General features: G+C 73.6%; 17 protein-coding genes and 1 pseudogene. 1 reads left to right on the top strand and 17 read right to left on the bottom strand.

The window, feature by feature from the left end:
• Window positions 1-140: 140 nt before the first annotated feature.
• The 6 genes from VM636_RS19115 to VM636_RS19090 form a co-directional block, all read right to left on the bottom strand.
• The gene (locus VM636_RS19115) at window positions 141-1,748 is read right to left on the bottom strand and encodes a beta-N-acetylhexosaminidase (RefSeq protein WP_051821186.1); all 1,608 of its coding nucleotides are present in this window, start codon (window positions 1,746-1,748) and stop codon (window positions 141-143) included.
• A gap of 31 nt (window positions 1,749-1,779) precedes the next feature.
• Window positions 1,780-2,625, bottom strand: coding sequence for a carbohydrate ABC transporter permease (locus VM636_RS19110; protein WP_030418456.1), 846 nt, complete (start codon window positions 2,623-2,625; stop codon window positions 1,780-1,782).
• On the bottom strand, window positions 2,622-3,584 hold the full coding sequence (locus tag VM636_RS19105) for a sugar ABC transporter permease (RefSeq protein ID WP_030418457.1): 963 nt from the start codon (window positions 3,582-3,584) through the stop codon (window positions 2,622-2,624). The genes VM636_RS19110 and VM636_RS19105 overlap by 4 nt, the downstream gene beginning before the upstream one ends.
• Window positions 3,581-4,891 carry an extracellular solute-binding protein gene (locus VM636_RS19100; protein WP_053913928.1) on the bottom strand — a complete coding sequence of 437 codons (1,311 nt, stop codon included), beginning with the start codon at window positions 4,889-4,891 and terminating at the stop codon, window positions 3,581-3,583. Before VM636_RS19100 ends, VM636_RS19105 begins: the two co-directional genes overlap by 4 nt.
• A 223-nt stretch (window positions 4,892-5,114) precedes the next feature.
• Window positions 5,115-5,402 (bottom strand): DUF3039 domain-containing protein, encoded by a 288-nt coding sequence (locus tag VM636_RS19095; RefSeq protein WP_030418459.1) that lies wholly within the window; start codon window positions 5,400-5,402, stop codon window positions 5,115-5,117.
• Window positions 5,403-5,446: 44 nt separating this feature from the next.
• The gene (locus VM636_RS19090) at window positions 5,447-6,019 is read right to left on the bottom strand and encodes a YqgE/AlgH family protein (protein WP_030418460.1); all 573 of its coding nucleotides are present in this window, start codon (window positions 6,017-6,019) and stop codon (window positions 5,447-5,449) included.
• A gap of 229 nt (window positions 6,020-6,248) precedes the next feature.
• Here VM636_RS19090 and murA point away from each other — a divergent pair, with 229 nt between their 5' ends.
• On the top strand, window positions 6,249-7,595 hold the full coding sequence (murA, locus tag VM636_RS19085) for a UDP-N-acetylglucosamine 1-carboxyvinyltransferase (RefSeq protein ID WP_030418461.1): 1,347 nt from the start codon (window positions 6,249-6,251) through the stop codon (window positions 7,593-7,595).
• A 169-nt stretch (window positions 7,596-7,764) separates the two neighbouring features.
• Here murA and VM636_RS19080 read toward each other — a convergent pair whose 3' ends face one another.
• The 11 genes and pseudogenes from VM636_RS19080 to VM636_RS19030 form a co-directional block, all read right to left on the bottom strand.
• Complete coding sequence (locus VM636_RS19080; protein WP_004987462.1) at window positions 7,765-8,046, bottom strand: HU family DNA-binding protein; 282 nt, start codon at window positions 8,044-8,046, stop codon at window positions 7,765-7,767.
• Window positions 8,047-8,404: 358 nt separating this feature from the next.
• Window positions 8,405-9,820 carry an NAD-dependent malic enzyme gene (locus tag VM636_RS19075; RefSeq protein ID WP_030418462.1) on the bottom strand — a complete coding sequence of 472 codons (1,416 nt, stop codon included), beginning with the start codon at window positions 9,818-9,820 and terminating at the stop codon, window positions 8,405-8,407.
• Between the two features lie 515 nt (window positions 9,821-10,335).
• Window positions 10,336-12,645: a UvrD-helicase domain-containing protein gene (locus VM636_RS19070; RefSeq protein ID WP_053913926.1), complete on the bottom strand. Its 2,310-nt coding sequence runs from the start codon at window positions 12,643-12,645 to the stop codon at window positions 10,336-10,338.
• Between the two features lie 74 nt (window positions 12,646-12,719).
• Complete coding sequence (locus VM636_RS19065; protein WP_305793753.1) at window positions 12,720-13,556, bottom strand: zf-HC2 domain-containing protein; 837 nt, start codon at window positions 13,554-13,556, stop codon at window positions 12,720-12,722.
• The gene (locus VM636_RS19060) at window positions 13,556-14,077 is read right to left on the bottom strand and encodes a sigma-70 family RNA polymerase sigma factor (protein WP_037857363.1); all 522 of its coding nucleotides are present in this window, start codon (window positions 14,075-14,077) and stop codon (window positions 13,556-13,558) included. Before VM636_RS19060 ends, VM636_RS19065 begins: the two co-directional genes overlap by 1 nt.
• A 333-nt stretch (window positions 14,078-14,410) precedes the next feature.
• A complete protein-coding gene (locus VM636_RS19055; RefSeq protein ID WP_030418466.1) occupies window positions 14,411-15,049 on the bottom strand; it encodes a CGNR zinc finger domain-containing protein in 639 nt (212 codons plus the stop codon).
• Between the two features lie 163 nt (window positions 15,050-15,212).
• Window positions 15,213-16,040 (bottom strand): annotated as a pseudogene (locus VM636_RS19050) (uroporphyrinogen-III synthase); the annotation flags it as partial.
• Between the two features lie 201 nt (window positions 16,041-16,241).
• Entirely contained in the window at window positions 16,242-17,204 is a 963-nt protein-coding gene (locus tag VM636_RS19045; protein ID WP_053913925.1) for a hypothetical protein, read from the bottom strand.
• A gap of 111 nt (window positions 17,205-17,315) precedes the next feature.
• Window positions 17,316-18,788 (bottom strand): acyltransferase, encoded by a 1,473-nt coding sequence (locus tag VM636_RS19040; RefSeq protein ID WP_338485206.1) that lies wholly within the window; start codon window positions 18,786-18,788, stop codon window positions 17,316-17,318.
• Complete coding sequence (locus VM636_RS19035; protein ID WP_338485205.1) at window positions 18,785-20,989, bottom strand: glycosyltransferase; 2,205 nt, start codon at window positions 20,987-20,989, stop codon at window positions 18,785-18,787. The genes VM636_RS19040 and VM636_RS19035 overlap by 4 nt, the downstream gene beginning before the upstream one ends.
• Window positions 20,989-22,386: a hypothetical protein gene (locus VM636_RS19030; protein ID WP_338485204.1), complete on the bottom strand. Its 1,398-nt coding sequence runs from the start codon at window positions 22,384-22,386 to the stop codon at window positions 20,989-20,991. The genes VM636_RS19035 and VM636_RS19030 overlap by 1 nt, the downstream gene beginning before the upstream one ends.
• Window positions 22,387-22,648 lie beyond the last annotated feature (262 nt).

The raw sequence follows: 22,648 nt of genomic DNA, 5'->3' as shown, positions 1-22,648 counted from the left end.
CACCTGGCCAGGGAGATGGCCAGGTTTCACACGGGACCTCCGGTGATCGGCGTTGCGTGCGAGTTGCCACTCTTGAGTGGTGTTTGGGGGCGTTTTCCGTACGTGTCCGGCGGTGCGCCCTACTTTTTCGGGGGCGCGCCCTACTTGTTCGGGGGCGCGCCCTCGACCGGGCGGCCGAGCACCCCGGGCCGGCGTTCCCAGGGCAGCGGGCCGCCGGGCCGCCGGTAGGCGACGCCGAGGGCGTCCAGGCGCCGGTAGTGCTCGGCCATGCGCTCCTCGAAGCCGGCGAAGTCCCGGTCGGCGGGGGCCGGCAGGGCACTCCAGGCGACCTCGGCGAAGGCGGCGAGCCGCGGGAAGACCTGGTAGTCCACGCGGGCCTGGTTCTCCATCACCTCGGTCCACACGTTGGCCTGGGTGCCGAGCACGCGCGCGGCCTCCGCCTCGGTCAGCGCGGGCGGAACCGGCTCGAACCGGTAGACGTCCTCCAGAGTGCGCACGTACCCGATCGGAACCGGCTCGTCCGGGCCGCCGTGCTGCCGGTGGTCCAGGTAGACCTGCTGCTCGGGGCACATGACGACGTCGTGTCCGGCGCGTGCGGCGGCGATCCCGCCCGCGTAGCCGCGCCAGGAGGAGACGGCCGCGCCCTCGGCCAGGCCGCCCTCCAGGATCTCGTCCCAGCCGATGAGCCGGCGCCCGCGTTCGGTGAGCCAGCGGTCGAAGTGCCGGATGAACCAGGACTGGAGTCCGTCCTCGCCGTCGACCCCGAGTTCCGCGATACGGGCCTGTGCCGCGGGCGACGCGCGCCACTGTTCCTTGGGGCATTCGTCGCCGCCCACGTGGACGAACTCGGAGGGGAAAAGGCCGAGCAGTTCCTCGAAGACGCCCTCGTAGAAGCGCAGGGTGTTCTCGGAGGGGGCGAGGACGTTCGGGGAGACGCCCCAGGTGTCCCAGACGCCGAGGGCCGCGGTGTCGACGACGTCGGTGTTGCCGAGTTCCGGATAGGCGGCGATGGCGGCCTGCGAGTGGCCGGGCACGTCGATTTCCGGGACGACGGTGATGTGGCGCTCGGCGGCGTAGGCGACGATCTCACGGATGTCGTCCTGGGTGTAGTGGCCGCCGTGGGGCTTGTCCTCCCACAGCGGGGAGGCCCGGTGGCCGTATTTGGTGCGGGGCCGCCAGGCGCCGGTGGCGGTGAGTTCGGGATAGCGCAGGATCTCGATTCGCCAGCCCTGGTCGTCCGTCAGGTGGAAGTGCAGGACGTTGAGTTTGTGCGCGGCCATCAGGTCGAGGTAGCGCAGTACGCCGTCCTTGGGCATGAAGTGCCGGGCGACGTCGAGCATGAGGCCGCGCCAGCGGAAGCGGGGCGCGTCCCGCACGGTCAGGTGCGGCACCCGGTGTTCGGCGCCGGGCCTGAGCGGTGCCCGGCGGAAGGCGTCCGGGCCGATGAGCTGGCGCAGGGTCTGCGCGCCCCAGAAGACGCCCGCCGCGTCGCCGCCGGCGATCTCGACGCCGTCGGCGCCGGAGGTGAGCCGGTACTCCTCCGGCCCGAGCGTGTCGTCGACGCGCAGCCGCAGGCCGGCCGGGGCGCCGGGCGGGGCGGTGGGCAGGGTGAGGCCGAGGGCGGGGCCGAGGACGGCGCGCAGCCAGCGCTCGGTGGTCCCGGTGCCGGGGCCGCCCGCCAGGGTGGTCTCGGGGGTCAGGGCGACGGCGCCCTGACCGGGGCCGTCGAGGGTCAGCGGGGCCGGGATCGGGCCCGTCGTCGGGGTCGTGTCGGTCACGTCAGTCCTTTACCGCTCCGCCGAGGCCGGAGACGAGTCGTCGTTGTACGAGTACGAAAAAGACCAGCACCGGGATCGTCATCACCGTGGAGGCGGCCATCACGCCGCCCCAGTCGGGATCGTCCGGTTTGTAGAAGACCAGCAGGGCCATGGGCAGCGTCGACTGCGAGGTGTCGCTGATGATGAACGACTTGGCGAAGAGGAAGTCGTTCCAGGCCGAGATGAAGGAGAACACGCTGGTGGCCACGAGCCCCGGGAAGACGAGGGGGAAAAGTATCTGCCACAGAAAGCGCGTACGGCTCGCTCCGTCGACGTGGGCGGCCTCCTCCAGGGCTTCCGGCACGGCTTTCACGAAGCCCCGCAGCATCCAGATCGCGAAGGGCAGCGAGAAGGCGAGGTGGGGCAGGATCAGCGCGCCCAGTGTGTTGAGTTGGCCGAAGTCCCGCATGAGGAAGAAGAGCGGGATGGTGAGCGCTTCCACCGGCACCATCTGGGCCACCAGGAACATGATCAGAAGGGTGGTCCGGAATCGGAAGCGGAACCGTGTGACGGCGGTCGCGGCGAGGAACGCGATCAGCGCCGAGGCGACGACGACGGCGCCCGCCACGAGCAGGCTGTTGAGGAAATAGCGGCCGAATTCCTGTTGCCCGAAGACGCGTCGGAAGGAATCCAGCGTGGGTGAAAGCGTCCACGGCCGCGGCCGGTCGGAGGCGATCTCGCCGGCCGGTTTGAAGGCGCTGAGCACCATCCAGTAGAGCGGGAAGGCGACCAGGGCCGCGATCAGCAGCGCCGACGCCTCGGCCGCCAGCCGCCACGGGCGGCGCACCCGCGCGCGTACGAAGTTCACAGCTCCTCCCCCTGGCGGCGCAGCAGCCGCAGGTACACCAGCGTGACGGCGAGCAGGATCAGCAGCATCACCACGCCGATCGCGGCGCCCAGGCTGTACTGCGAGGACGCGAACGCCTTCTGGTAGGCGTAGACGTTCAGGACGAGGTTCTGGCCGGCGATGCCGCCGCCGCCCGTCATGACGTAGATCTGGGTGAAGACCTTGAAGTCCCAGATGACCGACTGGATGGTGACGACCACCAGGATCGGCCGGAGCATCGGGGCGAGCACCGAGCGCCAGACGCGCCAGGGGGAGGCGCCGTCGAGGGCGGCGGCCTCCAGCACCTCGGCGGGGACGGCGCGGATGCCGGCGTAGACGGTGACCATGACGAACGGGAAGGAGCACCAGACCACTTCGAGCAGGACCAGGAGGAAGGCGCTGTAGCGCCCGTACGTCCAGGAGTGGTCGCCGAGGCCGAGCACGCGGTTGACCGGGCCGAAGTCGGCGTCGAACAGGAGCAGCCAGACGGTGGAGCCGGTGACCGCGGGGGTGGCCCAGGCGCCGAGCCCGGCGAGCATCAGCGCGAGCCGGGGCAGGGCGCGGACGCGGGTCAGGAGCACGGCGAGGGCGCAGCCGACGGCGAGGGTGCCGAGGACGCAGGCGGCGGCGAACAGGAGGGTGGCGAGCAGGACCCGCCAGAACTCCTCGTCGCGGAAGAGGGTGGCGTAGTTGCCGAGGCCCTGGAACGTGGTGGGCTCGCCGCCCGAGACCTGGGCCTGGGTGTACTCCAGGAGGGAGATCAGGCCGAGTTGGTAGACGGGGTAGACGAGCAGTCCGCCGAGGACGACGAGGGCGGGCGCGAGGTAGATCCAGGGGGTGGCGCGGCCACCCCGGCGGCGGGGGGTGCCGTGGACCGGGCCGCCGCGGGCCGCCCGCACGGGCGGGCGGCCCGCGGCCACCGGGGTGGCGGGCGCGGTCATCCGACGGAGCCGAACGCGTCGTTCATCTTCCTGGCGGCGTCCTCGGAGGCGGTCGCCACGTCCTTCCGGCCGCTGACGATCTCCTGGTACATGGTGGGCAGCACGAGCGAGGCGTCGATCTGCGCCCAGGCCGGCGAGGCGGGCACGAACTCGGTGCCGGCGGCGAGGGTCTGGACGAAGGGCTTCACGAACGGCTCCCGTTCGGCGGCCTGCTGACGTACGTCGGTGAAGGTGGGCAGGAAGCCCATCGCGTCGAAGAGTTCGCCCTGGGTCTTCTTGGCGGCGAGCCGCTTCATCAGGTCGACGGCGAGGGTGCGGTGGGAGGTGCCCTTCAGGACGCCGATGTTGTTGCCGCCGGCGAAGGCGGGGGCGATGGTGCCGGCCTTGGCGCCGGGCAGCGGGACGACGGCGTACTTGCCCTTGACCGAGCCGGACTCCACGGCCTGGTGGCTGAAGTCGCCGGCGATCGCCATGGCGGCCTTGCCGGAGGCGAAGGCCGTGACGGTGTCGTTGCCGCCCATGCCGGCGCACTTGGACGCGGGGCAGTTGTCGTCGCCGAAGAGGGAGGTGTACGCCTCGATGCCCTTGCGGGCGGCGGGGGTGTCGAGGCCGGAGGCGTAGGAGCCGTCCTTGCCGGTGGCCAGGGCGCCGCCGTGCGCCCACAGGAAGGGCAGGGCCCCGTAGGTGTAGGCGCCGCCGACGGCGATGCCGTACATGCCGGGACGGGCGGCCGTGATCTCGCGGGCGGTGTCGGCGAGTTCGCCGAGGGTGGCCGGCGGCTTCAGCCCGAGGTCGTCGAAGACGTCGGTGCGGTAGTAGAGGGCCCGGACGCCGACGAAGTAGGGGGCCCCGTAGACCTTTCCGTCCACGGTGACCGACTGGCGGGCGGTCGGGTCGGCGTCCTTGGCCTCGTCCCAGGCGTCGAAGTCGGCGGTGACGTCGGCGAGTCCGCCGTCCTTCACGTACCCGGCGGTGTCCGTGTTGCCGAACTCGATGACGTCGGGGGCGCTCTTCGGGTCGTTGAAGGCGGCCTTGATGCGTTCGGCGCGGGTCTCGACGGGGATGTACTCGACGGTGACGTCCGCGTCCTCGTGGTCCTTGCGGAACCCGGCCAGGACGGAGTCGACGACCTTCTCCTTGGGCCGGTTGTTGACCTCCTGGAAGAGCCACACCCGCAGGGTTCCGGACTTCTCGTCGGCGCCCGAGGCGGAACCGCCCGAGGTCTGGGGGGCACAGGCGGTGGCGGTGAGGGCGGCGCCGGCCAGGAAGACGGCGAGCCGGGCCGGGAGTCTTGCGGGGAGCTTCATCGAGCCATCCTCCGAAGGAGCGTTGCAACATGCGCAATGACGGTTTTGCTCTGCACAACTCCCACGGAGGCTAGGTACTCCGGGATCACCCCCACAAGAGGTCTCAACCACTCTGTGACCGCCGGTTGCGCCCTGCGCAACGCGGAACGGCACGAAGGCCCCCGGAGCACGCCGTGAACGCGCTCCGGGGGCCTTCGGGAGACCGGCCCGCGGGAGGGGACCGCTACTTCTTGCCGTCGCCGCCCTTGCCCTGGTCGCCGCCGCCGCTCATGGACTCGTAGATCTCCTTGCACATGGGGCAGACCGGATACTTCTTCGGGTCGCGGCCCGGTACCCAGACCTTGCCGCACAGCGCCACGACGGGAGTGCCGTCGAGGGCACTCGCCATGATCTTGTCCTTCTGGACGTAGTGGGCGAAGCGCTCGTGATCGCCGTCGCCGTGGGACACCTGCGGCGTCGGCTCTACGAGGGTCCCCGTACCAGTCCCGCGCTCGGGCTCGAGAGTGCTCATAGGTGCCAGGGTACTGAAAGCCGGGGTATCCGAGCTCACACGCGTCAGTTGAGCGAGGGGTCGTCCGGGTACGTGGCCACCATGGCCAGCTCGCTGCGCTGCCGGCGCAGCACCGCGCGCCACAGCCGCTCCGGGAGGGGCGAGGAGACGTCGCCGGGTTCGGACTCGACGACGTACCAGGCGCCCTCCGTCAGCTCCTCCTCCAACTGGCCCGGACCCCAGCCCGCGTACCCGGCGAAGATCCGCAGGGAGCCGACCGCGGGGGCCAGCAGTTCCGGCGGGGCCTCCAGGTCCACCAGCCCGATCGCGCCGTGCACCCGGCGCCAGCCCAGCGGGGCCTCCGACTCGCCGCAGCCGCCGGGGACGACCGCGACGCCGAGGGCCGAGTCCAGCGAGACGGGCCCGCCCTGGAAGACGACCCCGGGCTCGCCGGCCAGCCGCGCCCAGCCGTCCAGGATGTCGTCCACGCCGACCGGGGTGGGCCGGTTGAGGACGACGCCGAGGGAACCCTCCTCGTCGTGGTCGAGGAGGAGCACCACCGCACGCTCGAAGTTCGGGTCCGCCAGGGCGGGGGTCGCCACGAGCAGCCGCCCCGTGAGCGAGGACACCTCGGTCATGCCAGACATGATCCCGCATGTTCCCGCTCCGTGGGGAGGCAATCGGGGGCACGGGGGTGAACACGCCCCGGCAACGCGCGCTCGCCGTGACCCGGCGTGCCCGCCGGGCGACGGCTCGTGTTGTGACAGATCCATGACCGCGCGGACCCCCCACGGGCATGCTCCCCGGCTCCCGGGGGCGACTACCCTTTCCTTTCTGGCCCTGCCCCCTCCACGGAACGCGAGATCCATGACCGTCAACGGCGCTGATGACGTACTGCTTGTCCACGGTGGAAACCCGCTGACGGGCGAGATCCGGGTCCGCGGTGCGAAGAACCTCGTGCCGAAGGCCATGGTCGCCGCCCTGCTGGGCAGTGCGCCGAGCCGGCTGCGCAACGTGCCGGACATCCGCGACGTGCGGGTCGTACGCGGGCTCCTCCAACTGCACGGGGTCACGGTCCGCCCGGGTGAGGAGCCCGGCGAGCTGGTGCTCGACCCGACCCACGTGGAGAGCGCGAACGTCGCCGACATCGACGCCCACGCCGGTTCCTCGCGCATCCCGATCCTCTTCTGCGGCCCGCTGCTGCACCGGCTCGGGCACGCCTTCATCCCGGGTCTGGGCGGCTGCGACATCGGCGGCCGGCCCATCGACTTCCACTTCGACGTGCTGCGCCAGTTCGGCGCGCGGATCGAGAAGCGGGCGGACGGCCAGTACCTGGAGGCACCGCAGCGGCTGCGCGGCACCAAGATCCGGCTGCCCTACCCGTCGGTCGGCGCCACCGAGCAGGTGCTGCTGACGGCCGTGCTCGCCGAGGGCGTCACGGAACTGTCCAACGCGGCCGTCGAGCCGGAGATCGAGGACCTCATCTGCGTGCTGCAGAAGATGGGCGCGATCATCGCCATGGACACCGACCGCACCATCCGGATCACCGGCGTGGACGAGCTGGGCGGCTACAACCACCGCGCCCTCTCGGACCGTCTGGAGGCCGCCTCGTGGGCCTCGGCGGCACTGGCGACCGAGGGTGACGTCTACGTCCGCGGCGCCCAGCAGCGCTCGATGATGACCTTCCTGAACACCTTCCGGAAGGTGGGCGGCGCCTTCGAGATCGAGGACGAGGGCATCCGCTTCTGGCACCCGGGCGGCCGGCTCAAGTCCATCGCCCTGGAGACGGACGTGCACCCCGGCTTCCAGACCGACTGGCAGCAGCCGCTGGTGGTGGCGCTGACGCAGGCCACGGGGCTGTCCATCGTCCACGAGACGGTCTACGAGTCGCGGCTCGGCTTCACCTCCGCGCTCAACCAGATGGGCGCCCACATCCAGCTCTACCGCGAGTGCCTGGGCGGCTCCGACTGCCGCTTCGGCCAGCGCAACTTCCTGCACTCCGCGGTCGTCTCCGGGCCGACCCGGCTGGAGGGCGCCGACCTGGTCATCCCCGACCTGCGCGGCGGCTTCTCGTACCTGATCGCCGCCCTCGCGGCCCAGGGCACCTCCCGGGTGCACGGCATCGACCTGATCAACCGGGGCTACGAGAACTTCATGGAGAAGCTCGTGGAGCTGGGAGCCAAGGTCGAACTGCCCGGCAAGGCGCTCGGCTAGCGGCCAGCACGCCGATGGGGCGGCCACCCGGGTCCCGGGTGGCCGCCCCATCGGCGTCTGGAGGGGGGAGCCCCACCGAGCGGCCCGGGGAACCGCGCGGCCGGCCGCGGGCGGCCCGCGAGCCGCGCGACGGCCCGCAGTCACCCTGCGCCCGGAGCGGGGCGCCTGCTTACTTGCCCTTGGCGGCTTCCTTGAGCTTGGAGCCCGCCGAGACCTTCACGCTGTAGCCGGCCGGGATCTGGATCGGCTCGCCGGTCTGCGGGTTGCGGGCGGTCCGAGCGGCACGGTGGGTGCGCTCGAAGGTCAGGAAGCCGGGGACGGTGACCTTCTCGTCGCCCTTGGAGACGATGTCGCCGACGACCTCGGCGAACGCGGCCAGCACGGCGTCGGCGTCCTTGCGGGTCACCTCGGCGCGGTCGGCCAGCGCGGCCACCAGCTCACTGCGGTTCATTTTCTTACTCCCGTGTTCTTCTTGCCATGGAGGCGTGCCACGCGGCGGAGCCGCATGTCAGGCACAGCGAAAGCCGATGCTGCCAGGGCCCTCGGACAGTTCCCTCACCCGGGTCCGTCGTCGGACCGTCGCGCCCAGGGAGGCATCCTGCCTGCACCTGCGGCGGTAATGCCAATCCGGCACCCCCAGGAGAGGTGAGAACACCCCAGGGAGTCACACGAAGAGACGGCCCGAGCCTGGCGCCACCCTAGAGGGCGACACGCGGCCCGCCGGTCCGCGACGCGCCGGAGGGGCGCAGCCGTGTGCGGATCGCCCGCACGCGGCCCGGACCCGCGGGCCCGCCGGCGCGCGCCCCGGCCTACGGGGCGACGCCCGCGGCCTTCGCCGCGTCCCGCACGGCGCCCGCGACGGCGCCCGCGACCTTGTCGTTGAAGACGCTCGGGACGATGTAGTTCGGGTTCAGCTCGTCCTCGGTCACCACGTCCGCGAGGGCCTGCGCGGCGGCCAGCATCATGCCGGTGGTGACCGCGCGGGACTGGGCGTCGAGCAGACCGCGGAAGACGCCCGGGAAGACCAGGACGTTGTTGATCTGGTTCGGGAAGTCGGAGCGGCCGGTGGCGACGACCGCGGCGGTCTGCCGGGCGACGGCCGGGTCGACCTCGGGGTCCGGGTTCGCGAGCGCGAACACGACCGCGCCCTCGGCCATGGCGGCGACGTCGTCGCCGTCCAGGACGTTGGGGGCGGAGACACCGACGAAGACGTCGGCGCCCCGCACCGCGTCCTTCAGCGTGCCGGTCACGTTCTCCGGGTTGGTGTTGTCCGCGATCCAGCGCAGCGCCGAGTCGGGCGCCGCGTCCACCAGGTCCTCGCGGCCGGCGTGCACGACGCCGTGGATGTCGGCGACGACCGCGTTCTTCACGCCCGCGGCGAGCAGCAGCCTGAGGATGGCGGTGCCGGCCGCGCCGGCGCCGGACATGACCACGCGGACGTTCTCGATGCCCTTGCCGACCACCCGCAGGGCGTTGGTGAGGGCGGCGAGGACGACGATGGCCGTGCCGTGCTGGTCGTCGTGGAAGACGGGGATGTCCAGGGCCTCGCGCAGCCGGGCCTCGATCTCGAAGCAGCGCGGCGCCGAGATGTCCTCCAGGTTGATGCCGGCGAAGCCCGGGGCGATGGCCTTGACGATCTCGACGATGGCGTCGGTGTCCTGGGTGTCCAGGCACAGCGGCCAGGCGTCGATGCCGGCGAAGCGCTTGAAGAGGGCGGCCTTGCCCTCCATGACCGGCAGCGCGGCCTTCGGGCCGATGTTGCCGAGGCCCAGCACGGCCGAGCCGTCCGTCACGACCGCAACGGAGTTGCGCTTGATGGTCAGGCGGCGGGCGTCCTCGGGGTTCTCCGCGATGGCCATGCAGACGCGGGCGACACCGGGGGTGTAGACCATGGAGAGGTCGTCGCGGTTGCGGATGGGGTGCTTCGACGCCATCTCGATCTTGCCGCCGAGGTGCATCAGGAAGGTACGGTCGGAGACCTTGCCGAGGACGACGCCCTCGACACCGCGCAGCTCCTCGACGATCTCGTCGGCGTGGGAGGTCGAGGTGGCCGCGATGGTGACGTCGATGCGGAGCTTCTCGTGGCCGGACGCCGTGACGTCGAGGCCGGTCACCGAGCCTCCGGAGGACTCGACGGCGGTGGTGAGCTGCGACACGGACGTTCCGCTCGCGGGCACCTCCAGCCTGATGGTCATCGAGTAGGAGACGCTGGGCGCCGTTGCCATGGCCGACTTCCTCTGCTTTCACGGTGTCGCTGGTTGTGCCGTCCGATCGTCGCACCTACCGCCGAGTACGCGGTAGCCGCCCCGGATTGCGAACTTTTTGTTCACGCTCCACCCGACCGGCGGATGTTCTTTCGGAAAACGACTTCCACCATACGAGAAATCACGTCCGTGACGGAAGGGGCGTACGGCTCCCGGAAACCCACCTGCGCGAGGGAATGGCCTCACGGGCATCGTTTGTTACCGTGGATGTGGCACCGGCTCGATCCAAGCCCCCGGGCCCAACCTTCGTCGCTGCGAGCGACCACTTGCCGCGAGGCGAGCATGGCGGGTCGGTGCCACCTGGAATTCCGTGAGACCACGAGAGAGGCCCGCGCCGCACGGCACGGGCCTCTCACCTGTCTCGGCCCCCTCTCCCGCGGGGCCTTCGGGCCCCCCGCCGCCGTCTCGTTCGTCACACGCCCCGGAAGCGTCCGGGCCCGCGTTCCGTACGTCACACGACCGGGGGCCGGCCGGGCTCAGTCGCGGAGGAGGTCCGGCACGCCCCGCGCGTCCGGCTCGTCGCGCTCGCCGGAGACGAGGGTGAGCTGCTGGGTGGCCCGGGTCAGGGCCACGTAGAGCACCCGCAGCCCGGCGGGCGACTCGTCGGCGATCTCCGCCGGCGAGACGACGACCGTCGCGTCGTACTCCAGGCCCTTGGCCTCCAGGCTGCCCAGCGCCACCACCCGGTCCCCGAGCCCGTCGAGCCAGCGCCGGGCCTCCTCGCGCCGGTGCATGGCGACGACGACGCCGACGGTGCCGTCGACCCGCTCCAGCAGCCGCGCCGCCTCCTCGCGGACCGTGGCGGCGAGCGACTCCCCCGCGACGGTGAAGCGGGGCTCCACGCCGGTCGAGCGCACCGCGGAGGGCGCCGCGGCGCCGGGCAGGGCGAGGGCGAGCACCCGGGAGGCCAGCTCGGCGATCTCGGCCGGGTTGCGGTAGTTGACCGTGAGGCGGAAGCGGCGGCGCGGGCGGCTGCCGAGGGCCTCGTCGCGGGCCGCCGCCGCCTCGTCCGGGTCGGACCAGGAGGACTGGGCCGGGTCGCCGACCACGGTCCAGGTGGCGTGCCGGCCGCGGCGGCCCACCATCCGCCACTGCATCGGCGTCAGGTCCTGCGCCTCGTCGACGATGACGTGGGCGTACTCGGTGCGCTCCCGGGCAAGCCGCTCGGCGCGCTCGCGCCGGCTCTCCTCGCGCTGCGGCATCAGCTCCTCCACACCGCCGAACTGGTCGAAGGCGTCCGGATCGCGCCGCGGGCGGGGCCGGGCGGGGGCGCCGAGCAGGGCCTGCAACTCGTCGAGCAGGGCGATGTCGTGCACGCTGCGGCCCTCGCGCCGCAGGGAGCGCGCCACCCGGCGCACCTCGCCCGGGGTGAGCACCCGGCGGGCCCAGCGGCCGAGCGCCTTCTCGTCGGCCATGGCGTCCAGCACGGCCGCCGGGGTCAGCTCGGGCCACCAGGCGTCGAGGAAGGCGACGAAGTCGTCCTCGGAGCTGACGTCCTCGTCGAAGGAGGAGCGCAGCTCGGCGGCGAGTTCCGGGTCGGTGTGGCGGGCGCCGGCGCCCGAGGCGTCCCACAGGGCGTCCAGGAGCAGCCGGCGGGCGCGGGGGCGCAGCAGGTTGACGGGGGCGGTGCCGCCGAGGACGGCGCGCCGGATGCCGGCCAGCTCCTCGGCCTCCAGTTCGAGCCGCCGGCCGAAGGCGACGACCCGCAGCCGGGTCGGGGAACCGCTCGGTTCCAGCGCGCCGCGGGCGGCCTTGCGCAGCACCTTGAGCATCCGGGCGGAGCCCTTGGCGCGGGCGGTGGCGGGCGCGTCGTAGAGGGTGGCCTCGGCGCCGTCGACGAGGGAGCCGAGGGCGCGGATGGCGACCTGCCCCTCCTCGCCGAGGGAGGGCAGCACGCCCTCGGTGTACGCCACCAGCAGCGGGGTCGGGGAGACGATCAGGATGCCGCCCGCGTACCGGCGCCGGTCCCGGTAGAGCAGGTACGCCGCCCGGTGCAGGGCGACGGCGGTCTTGCCGGTGCCGGGGCCGCCCTCGACGTGGGTCACGGAGGCGGCGGGGGCGCGGATCACCAGGTCCTGCTCGGCCTGGATGGAGGCGACGATGTCCCGCATCGTGTGGGTGCGGGCCTGCCCGAGGGCGGCCATCAGGGCACCGTCGCCGACGGCGGGCAGTTCGCGGCCGTCCAGGAAGGCCCGGATCCCGGGGCGCATCAGGTCGTCCTCGACGCCGAGGACGCGCCGTCCCCTGGAGCGGATCACCCGGCGGCGCACCACCCGGCCGGGGTCGACGGGCGTGGACCGGTAGAAGGGGGCCGCGGCCGGGGCCCGCCAGTCGATGACGAGCGGGGTGTAGTCCTCGTCGAGGACGCCGATGCGGCCGATGTGCAGGGTCTCGGCGATGTCGGCGGTGTCGTCCGGCCGGATGGCGCCGTCGGCGGGCTCGACGGCGGTGTAGGCGCCGTCGGGTCCCTTCTTGCCGTCCTTGCCGGCCAGCAGGTCGATCCGGCCGAAGAGGAAGTCCTCGAACTCGCTGTTGAGGCGGTTGAGGTGGACGCCGGCCCGGAAGACCTGGGCGTCGCGCTCGGCGAGCGCGCCGGGCGTGCCGACCTGGCCGCGCTGCGCCGCGTCGCGCATGAGGAACTCCGCCTCGTGGATCTTCTCCTCCAGGCGCCGGTACACCCGGTCCAGGTGTGCCTGCTCCCCGGAGATCTCCCGATCCCGTACGGAGTCGTGCGCGGCGGTGTGAACCGAGTCGACCGCGGAATCCTGTTGAGCCTGTGCGGCCACCGGGCCCCCTTCTGACGTGCTGGGCAGCCGTCAACCGTACGCGAAGGGGGCCCCGTGAGGCTACGGGCCGCGTCCTACATGTCCACTTCGACCAGCCGTTTGCCGTCGAAGGTCATGATCTCGAAATGGTCGATCTGGTTGGGTTCGAAGGCGGCGCCGCCCTGGACGTAGAGCGGTTCCCGGGCCTTCTCGGTGGTGGCGCCCGGGATGCCGTACCCCTCGTTCGGGACCGCCCAGGAGGCGAGGGTCTCCCGTTCGCCGTTCTTGCCGACGGCGATCAGGGAGCACCTCTCCGGGCCCTTGACGTTCTTCAGTTCGACCACCGCGTCGGTGCCCCAGACCTTCTTCTCCAGGGCGACGGTGGCGCTGACCTCGGTGGTGGGGTCGGTCGCCGTGATCCGGTCGGGCATGGCGGCGAAGGCCGACTCGGCCGGGCTCCCGGTGGTCCGCGCCTCGGTGGTCCGCCCGCCTCCGCCGTCGCCGCCCCCGCCGGTCGTCGCCACGGCCGCGAAGGGGCCGCCGATGATCAGCGCGGCGGCGGTGCCCACGAGGTAGAAGTTGCGGCGCCGCTTCTTCGCGCGGCGCTCGGCGACCTCGTCGGCCAGTCTCTCGGCCAGCCGCGGGCTGGGCCGGGCCACGAGCGACTCCGCGATCTCGGGCGTGCCGGTGTCCGGCAGGTCCGCGAGGGCGGCGAGCATGGGCTCCATGCCGGCCAGTTCGTCGAGTTGCCGGGCGCACCACTCGCAGCCGGCGAGGTGCGCTTCGAACGCGGTCGCCTCGCCGTCGTCGAGGATGCCGAGGGCATAGGCTCCGACGGTCTCGTGTTCGTTCGGCACCGATGACCCCTGCATAGGGGCAGAGTTACCCGAATCACCCGTGCCGAACCCCTGGAATCCCCCGTAACCGCTCATCACGCCGTCACCCCCCGCTCCTCCAGTGCCAGCTTCATCGAACGCAGGGCGTAGAACACCCGCGACCGCACGGTGCCGCTGGGTATGCCCAGCGTCTGCGCCGCCTCATTGACGGTACGTCCCTTGAAGTACGTCTCGACGAGGACCTCCCGGTGAGCCGGGGTCAGGTCGTCGAGCGCGTCCGACAACGTCATCAGCCACAGCGCCTTGTCGATCTCGTCCTCCGCGGGGATGACCTCCAGCGGCGACGGATCGACCTCCTGCGGCCGGGCCTGCCGGCTGCGGTGGCCGTCGATGACGATGCGCCGGGCGACCGTCACCAGCCAGGGGCGTACCGATCCGGTCGCACGATTGAGCTGACCGGCGTTCTTCCAGGCACGGATGAGCGTCTCCTGGACCACGTCCTCGGCGCGCTGGCGGTCCCCCGCGACCAGCCGCATCACGTAGGCCAGCAAGGGGCCGGCGTGCTCACGGTAGAGCGCACGCATCAACTCCTCGTCCGGCTCCGAGGACGGGGACATGCGATGTCGGGCCCTCGCTCCTCGTCCATTGGCCACGACGGAATCCTTGCGCACGCCCACCTCCGATGTCCGGGGGTTCCCCCAGTCGGTCGCTCGCCCATCCGGTACGGACGTGAAGTGCCGTGTGTTCAACGCGAGGTGGGAGTTTTCTCAGGGTTGCCGCGACGAACGGGGGCATGTGGGCCGACAAGGGGACACATCACCTCCGTGTTTTCTTCACACTTCCGCCACGCGGAAGCGGGGCGGAAGCGTGAGGGGCGGGGCGGTCTCCGGCCGCGTCGGCGATGGAGGGCGCCGGCCGCGTCGGCGGTGGAGGGTGCCCGGTGGCCGGGATCAGCGGGCCGCCGCGGCGCGACGGCGGTGCCGGGCGACGCGTTCCCGGTTGCCGCAGACCTCGCTGGAGCACCAGCGGCGCCGGCGCCCCCGGGAGGCGTCCACGTAGACCACGGGGCAGTCGTCACCCTCGCACTGCCGCAGCGCCGCCCGCGCGGCGGGGTCGGTGAGCAGGTCCACCAGGTCCCGGGCGACGGCGGCGAGCAGCGCCGTGCGGGTGGGCGGGCCGGCCGGCGCCCGGGTCAGCGTGCCGTCCTCGCCGCGCACCGCGCGGACCGCCGGGGGCGCCGCGCGGGCGAGGTCGTTGACGCGGACGAGGGCGAGGTCGTAGGGGCGGGCGGCCTCGTACGGGCGGGCCGCCTCCTCGCGGGGCCGGGTGCCGGGGGCGGCGGACGGGGCGTGGGCGCGCACCAGTTGGGCGGTGCGGCAGCGCAGTTCGCGGAAGCCCGTGAGCCAGGAGGGGTCGGCGTGGGCGAGGGGGGTGCCCGGCGGCACCAGCCCGGAGTGCGCGATCCACGTGCGGAGCGCGGCGACCGAGCCGAGCCGTTCCGCGGGGTGGGTGGTGGCGAGGAGGTCCAGGCAGACCCGTCCGGTGTCGAACCGCGGCTCGGACGGGGCGCCGGCCGTACCCAGTGCCATGTTCCTGTCACCGCCTAGGTGGTGCCCGGGGGCGGGCGAAAGGGAGCGGGAAGCGTTCCCCCTACAGTGCCCTTCCCGGGCCTCGCCCGGAACCCCTCCTGCCGCACCCGGTGGCCCCGGGGGCGCCCCGTCAGCCCTTCGGGTGCCCGGCCCCGCCCGCGGGCCGGGCCCGTCCGGGGAGTTCCCGGCACAGGAGCTGGACGAGCGGGCCGAGGCGGAAGCGCTCGGGGTGGACGGTGGGGACGCCCCGGTCGGCGAGCGGCGCGGCGGTGACCGGGCCGACGCAGGCGGCGAGCACCTCGTGGCCGAGGGCGGCGAGGAGCCCGTCCAGCAGGCCGCGTTCCCGGGCGCGGGAGAGCAGGGAGACGGCGGCGGGCGCGCTGGTGAAGGTGACGGCGTCCAGGCGGCGTTCGAGGAGGGCGTCCAGCAGCCGGTCGAGCGGGGCCGGGTCCTTCGGCGGCAGCCACCGGTAGACGGGCACCTCGACCACGTCGGCGCCGCCGTCCCGCAGCGCGGTCACGAACTCGGTGAGGGGTTCGCCGTGGAGCTGGACGGCGACGCGGCGGCCGTCGACGCCCTCGGCCAGCAGCCGGTCCCGCACCTCCGCCAGGGCCTCGGAGGCGGGCGACCAGCGCTCGGTGAGTCCGGCGGCCCGGATGGCACCGGTGACCTTGGGCCCGCGGGCGAGGAGTTCGGCCGCGCGCAGCCGGTCGAGCAGGGCCGGGCCGAGTCCCCATCCCTCGGCCGCCTCCAGCCAGCCCCGGAAGCCGACGGCGGTGTTGGCGACCACCACGTCGGGGGCCCGCTCGGTCAACCGGCGGGTCGCGGCGAGCAGTTCGGTGTCGTCGGCGAGGGGCACGGTGCGCAGGGCGGGGCCGTGCACGACCTCGGCGCCGCGCCGTCGCAGCAGCGCGGCGAACTCCTCGGCCCGGCGGGCGGCGGTCACCCCGACGGTGAACCCGGCGAGCGGCGGCGGCTCCTCCGCGGTCTGTCCGCGCCGCCCCCCGCCGGCCCGGTCCTCCCCGTCCGTCCGCCGCGCGTCCGGCGAGCCGACGGCCCCGGGGGTCCCGGGAGCCTCGGTGTTCCCGGGGGTCCCGGCGGCCTCGGGGGTCCCGGCGTGCTGCTGTGCGTCGTCGTGCGTCACTGTCGTCCGTCCCGTTCCCGTCGTAGGCAGCGGCGGCGCGTCCCCGGCTCAGCCCTGTGGCGGCTGGGGCTGCCAGTGCGGATTCTGCTGGAGGGGCTGCTGCGGGTGAGGGGGCTGGGCCGGCGGCTGCCCGTACGGCTGCTGCCCGTAGGGCTGCTGGGGGTACGGCTGCTGGGGGTACGGCTGATGCTGGGGCGGGTACGGCTGCCGCGCGTACGGCCCGGGGGCGTAGGGGCCGGGCGGCTGCTGCCCGTACGGCCCCTGGGCCTGGGGCGCAGGCGCCTGCGGGGTATGCGGGTGACCGCCGGGCGCCTGCGGCGGGTACGGGGGCGAAGCGGGGTGGCCGTAGCCCTGGGCCCGCGGGCCCGCGGGGGCCTGGTGACCGTAGGGTCCGCCGGGGCCGGGCGCTCCGGCGGGGGGCGTGCCGGGCGGCAGGTAGCGCACCCGCCCGCTCTCGTCGGTGACCGGCCGGAACCCGGCGGCGCGCAGCCGGGCCCCGAACGTGGCGTTGCGCTTGCGGGTGACGACGAGGCCCACGCCGAGGAGCGCCATCACGAGGGCCCAGACGATCCCGGCCACGGCGAACGCGCCGCCGTCGCCGCCCGCCCGCAGGGCGAGGATCACGCAGCCGACGGTGACGCCCGCCGCGCCGTACCCCATGCGCTTCTCGGCGTTCTTGCCGGTGAGGTCGAAGTTGATGCGGGCCTTGAGGAGTTCGAAGGCGTCGGGGACGAGGGGCGGCAGGGAGACGCCGTCGTGGGCGTTGGGGTACTGCGCCCAGTTCTGGACGGCCCGGGAGCGCGCCTGCGGGGACGGGTCGGGCACGAGCAGCATCGTCAGGGCGGCGTTGCGTCCCGAGCCCTGCCGGACGTCCGCGTACTCGTAGCCGAACTGCTGGGCCAGGAAGGCGAGTCGGGCGAGTTTCCGGACGGACGCCATCGGACTGGTGAGCTCGACCGGCTCTCCGCCCGCCATCATGCGCAGCAGTTTCTGCGTCTGGCGCTTGCTCATCCCCACCTGCTTTCCCTGTTCACCGCCGCGATCGGGGCAGTCTCGCACGACGGTGCGCCGCCGGGTACGGCGGCTCCGGGGCCGGTCCTGCGCCGGACCGGCCCCCGAGGGTCAGCCCCGGCGGGCCGACCGTGTGGCGCCGCCCCTGCCGGCCGGGCCGCCGCCGTTCGGCCACAGTCTCGGCCGGCGCTTCGCCGCGAGGTCCTCGATCCAGCCGACGGCCAGCACCGACAGGCCGATCAGCGGCCAGACCAGGGCGAACATCCACAGCGAGGAGGCGCTGTCCAGGGCGGCGGAGGCCCGCTCGCTCTGCATGAACGGCAGCCGGTACATCAGGTCGATGACGGGCACGGTCAGCAGGATGAGGAGGTTGTGCCACAGGTAGATCGTGACCGCGCGGTTGTTGGAGAGCGTGATCAGCTTGTCCCACTTGGCGAGCCGGCCGGGGAGTTCCCGCCAGGACGGCGAGTACTGGAGCAGGATCACGACGAAGCCGAAGGACCAGGCGGCCTGCGCGAGCGGGATGTCGTTGAGGTCCCAGCCGTCCGGGCCCAGGTGGCCCGAGGCCCACCACAGCCCGAAGGCCATCACCAGGGAGGCGCAGGAGACCGTGACGTACCGGGGGATCCGCTGGAGCATGCCCTCGTGGTGGGCGAAGCCGAGCACCCAGCAGCCGCCGTAGACCGCGAAGTCCGTGACCGCGTTGCCGGTCTCCCCGGGGAGGGTGACCAGGCCGGTGCCGACGATCGCGGTCAGCCCGAGCGGGGCGAGCAGCGTCGGCCAGGGCGCCCGGCGGAAGGCCCACAGCAGCAGCGGGGAGGCGAGCACGAACCACAGGTAGGCGCGCAGGTACCAGAGCGGTCCGACGGCATCCACCGCCCAGCCGCTCTCCAGCAGCCCGCCGGGGAACCCCGTCTCGGCCGGGTAGGGCGGGGCGCCGATCGGGACGATGTAGTTCAGCAGGGACAGCAGGCCCCAGGTGCCGCCGTGGTCGGGGTCCTCCCGGGGGTTCCAGCCGCCCGCGAACACCAGGGACAGCGCCACCGCGGCGAACGCCCACATCGGCGGCAGCAGGCGCCGCACGCGGCTGCGGATCACGCTCGCCGCCGGCCGCTTGAGCGAGCGCGCCATCAGCGAGCCGGCGAGCGCGAACATCACGCCCATCGAGGGGAAGAGCACGGTCAGCCAGGCCCAGCCGAACAGGTGGTAGACCACCACCCGGACCAGGGCGACGGAACGCAGCACGTCCAGGTAGCGGTCCCGGCCGGGCCGGGCCGGGGCGGGCGCCTCGGCGGCGGGCTCCGCGGCGCCGGCGGTCCCGGCCGCCTCGCCGAAGCCGGTGCCGGCGTGCGCGCCGGTCGCGGCGGCCCACCCGCTCCCGGCGGTCCCGGCGCTCTCGGCGATCCCGGCGGCCCCGGCGGTCTTCTGCCACGGGATGGCGTGGGGCGCCCCCGCCCCGGCGGCGCGGCCGGTCCCCGGCGCGGCACCGTAGGGGTCCGCGCCGGGGCGGCCCGGCGGGCGGGTTCCGTAGGGGCCGGCCGGCTCCGGGCTCCTGCCGGTGCCGGGCGGGTATCCGTGGGTCATGCCACGGGCCTCCGATCGTCGTCGCCGCGCGCACGCTGGCGCGGGACCGCGCCGCCGCCCCCGGGCGCCTCGACGACGCCGGTGCGGCGCAGCTTCTGCCAGCGCAGCCGGCCGCCGGTGAGCGCGGTGATCCAGGACTGGAGCAGCACGACGTACATGAGTTGGCGGTAGAGGATCTGCTGCAGCGGCAGCGAGATCAGGTGGGTCATGCGTTCGCGGTCGAGGCGGAAGGCGTAGGCCGCGCAGACCGCCTGGATGGCGAGGACGCCCAGCCAGGCCAGGATCGTCTTCTGGGTCGGGCCGAAGACGAGGCCGTAGAGCAGGAAGACGTCGATGAGCGGGGCCAGCAGCGGGGCCAGGACCATGAACAGGGAGACGAAGGGAAGGCCGATCCGTCCGAAGCGGCCCGAGGGCCCCCGTTCGATGACGGCGCGGCGGTGCTTCCAGATGGCCTGCATGGTCCCGTACGACCAGCGGTAGCGCTGGGACCAGAGCTGCTGGACCGACTCGGGCGCCTCGGTCCAGGCGCGGGCGTTCTCGGCGTAGACGACGCGCCAGCCGGCGCGGTGCAGCGCCATGGTGACGTCGGTGTCCTCGGCGAGCGTGTCGTCACTCATGCCGCCGATCGGCTCCAGCGCGGAGCGGCGGAAGGCGCCGACCGCGCCGGGGATGGTCGGCATGCAGCCGAGGACGTCGTACATGCGGCGGTCCAGGTTGAAGCCCATCACGTACTCGATGTGCTGCCAGGCGCCGATGAGACTGTCCTTGTTGCCGACCTTGGCGTTGCCCGCCACGGCGCCGACCCCGGGGTCGCCGAAGGGCTGGACGAGTTCGCGGACGGTGGACGGCTCGAAGACGGTGTCGCCGTCCATCATCACGACGATGTCGTACCGGGCGTTGGCCAGACCGCGGTTGAGGGCGGCCGGCTTGCCCGCGTTGAGCTGGCGCACCACGCGGACGTTGGGCAGGCCCATGGCCTCCACGATCCGCGCGGTCCCGTCGCTGGAGCCGTCGTCGATGACGATGACCTCGATGGGGTGGTCGCTGTCCATCAGCGAACGCACCGTGTTCTCGATGCACTTCGCCTCGTTGTACGCGGGCACCAGGACCGAGACCGGTTCGGTGACCGCCGGCCCCCAGCGGAAGTTCCTGCGGCGCACGCGGCGCGCGTGGAATCCGGAGAGCAGCAGCATCAGCACGAAGCGGCTGATGACCAGCGTGCCGATGACGGCGAGGCCGACCACCAGGGCGCCGGTGAGCTTCTCCGACGCCTGGACCAGGAAGATCCACGCCTTGCCCTTCCACAGCTCGGCGCCGTCGACCCGGGTCATGGCGCTGGGCACGTCCAGGGCCTCGGTCAGGTTGTCGAACCGGTAGCCCTTCTCCTTGAGGTCGGGCAGGAACCGGTCGAGCGCCCGCACGGTCTGGTGGCGGTCGCCGCCGGAGTCGTGCATGAGGACGATGGCGCCCTTGCCGCCGTGCGGGGTGGCGCGGCGGATGATCTCGCCGACGCCCGGCTTCTTCCAGTCCTCGCTGTCCGTGTTGTTGACGACGGTGATGTAGCCGCGGCTGCCGATGTACTCGGTGACCGGCCAGGACTTGTTGTCCATGGCGTCGGCGTACGAGGAGTACGGCGGGCGGAAGAGCGAGGTGCGGATGCCGGCCGCGCCGGTGATGGCGAGCTGGTTCTGCGACAGCTCCCAGTCGATGCGCCTGGTCGACTGGTAGGAGAGGTCGGGGTGGTTGAAGGTGTGCAGTCCCACCTCGTGCCCCTCGTCGACCATGCGCTTGACGAGGTCGGGGTAGCGGGAGGCCATGGTGCCGGTGACGAAGAAGACGGCGTGCGCGTCGTGCTTCTTCAGCACGTCCAGCACCCGCGGGGTCCAGACCGGGTCGGGTCCGTCGTCGAAGGTGAGGACGAGGCGGTGGTCGGGCACGGACAGGCCCTCGGTGCGCCCGCCGCGGGTGTCGATGACCGGCCCGCCCTCCAGGATCTTCCTCGGCACCTGGTCGGTGGGGGCGGGGGGCCGCACCCGGTGGTCGGCGAGGATCTCGCTGTGCACGTAGCCGCGGAGCATGAGCATCGCGGCGAGCGAGGCGAGGACGACCAGCGGGAGCAGCAGGCGCAGCGGCAGGCGGGGACGCCGGGCACCGCCACGGGCGCGGTGCGCGGCCCTGTGGCGGCGGGAGCGGGAGGCCATCAGAGAGTGTTCTCCGGGGACAGGGATGGGGACGTGGACGGGGCGCGCGAACCGGCGACGGGCGCGGTGGCGCGGCCGGCGGCCACGGGCGTGGAGTCGGCGGAGCCGTTGGCGGTGGTGCCGTCACCGGGGTCGGTGCTCGGTCCTGCCGAGGACGGCTGGCTCGGGTCGGCCGGCGACTCGCCGCCGGACGGGGGCGACGGCCGGCCGGCCGGCGGGGGCTGTTGCGGGGTGCTCGGCTTCGGGTCCGGGTCGGTGCCCGCGGTCCGCCCGGCGGACCCGGTCGCGGCCGGCGGCGGGTCGGCGGCGCCGCCGGGCGCGCTCGGGCCGCCCGTGGTGCCGGGCACCGTGGTCCCGGCGCCGGGTGCCGTGGTCGTGGCGTCGTCGGCGGACGGTTCGGCGAGGGGGTCCTCGCTCACCCCGGCGGACGGGTCGGCGGACTCGGCCGGCGGCGGGGTGGTGTCGACCCGGCCGGCCGGCTGCCCCTCCTCCTGGCCCGGTACGGGCAGCCAGGGCGCGTCGGAGTCGCCCGACAGCAGGGTGCTGACGATCACGACCGCGTAGACCGCGCAGGCCATGCCGAGGGCGATGCCCAGCCGGCGGAAGCGGCGGCTGCGGCGGCCCGACTCGTCGACGAAGACCGGCCCGTCGGAGCCGTCCGGACCGCCCTTGGCGGGGCTCCGTTCGGCCTGGCGCAGCACGCCGTCGCCGAACTGGACGGCGTCGAGCTGGACGGTCACCTCGTGCGGGTCGTGGGTCTGTTCGGCCTCCGGGACACCGGCGCCCAGCGGGTCCCGCCAGGGGTCGCGCAGCGCGGCGGTGGCGGGGCCGGGGCCGGCAACGGGGCCCGGCAGGGCGGTGGTCGGCGCGCCCGGGTCGGAGAAGGCCGCGGCGGCCGGGCCCCGAGCGGGGAAGCCCGTGCTCGGGTCGGGGAAGTCCGTGATCGGGGCAGCCGGATCGGCGAAGGCCGCGGTGGCCGGTCCCCCGGCGGGGAAGGCCATGGTCGGGTCGGGGAAGTCCGTGATCGGGGCAGCCGGATCGGCGAAGGCCGGTGGGGCTCCCCCCGCCCGGGGGAAGACCGCGGTCGGGGCGGCCGGATCGGGGAAGTGCGAGGGGGACGGGCCCGGTTCGGCGGCGAAGCGGGCCGCGGCCGGGTCGGGGTAGGCGGTGGTCGTGGCGTCCGTCGCGGGGAACCCGTGGGCCGGCGGTGTGCCGGGGGATATGTCACCCCGGTCGCTGTCGCGGCTCGCCGCGCCCCGGTCCCTGCCGTGCCGCGCCGTGCGGCCGTGGCCCGGCCCGCTCCGGCCGGCGCCGTGCCGTCCGGCACCGCCGCGGGGTATGCCGGCCCAGGGTCCGTCCTGGCCCCCGGCGTCCCCGCCGCTGCTGTCCGCGCCCATCGGGCTCCCGCCTGTGCTGTCGAGGCCGGTGCGCCACCGGTCCGTCCGCGCCCCGGGGAATTCCCCCCGGCCGGGGCCGGCGTAGGGATCGACGAGCCGGGTCTCGGCGGCGTCCTCGGGCCACGACGAGGCGGGCCCGGGTATCTGCCTCCCGGGGCGGCGCGCGCCGGGCGCGGGGTGTGCGAACCTCCGGTCGGAGCCCGGGTACCCGTCGTGGGCACCGGGCCCGTCCGGCCCCGGGCCCCCGCCGGGGCGTCCGTCG

The sequence above is a fragment of the Streptomyces sp. SCSIO 75703 genome (assembly GCF_036607905.1).
Classification (GTDB): Bacteria; Actinomycetota; Actinomycetes; order Streptomycetales; family Streptomycetaceae; genus Streptomyces.
The sequence above is the reverse complement of the archived record's forward strand: the minus strand, read 5'-3'. Positions and strand labels throughout refer to the sequence as shown.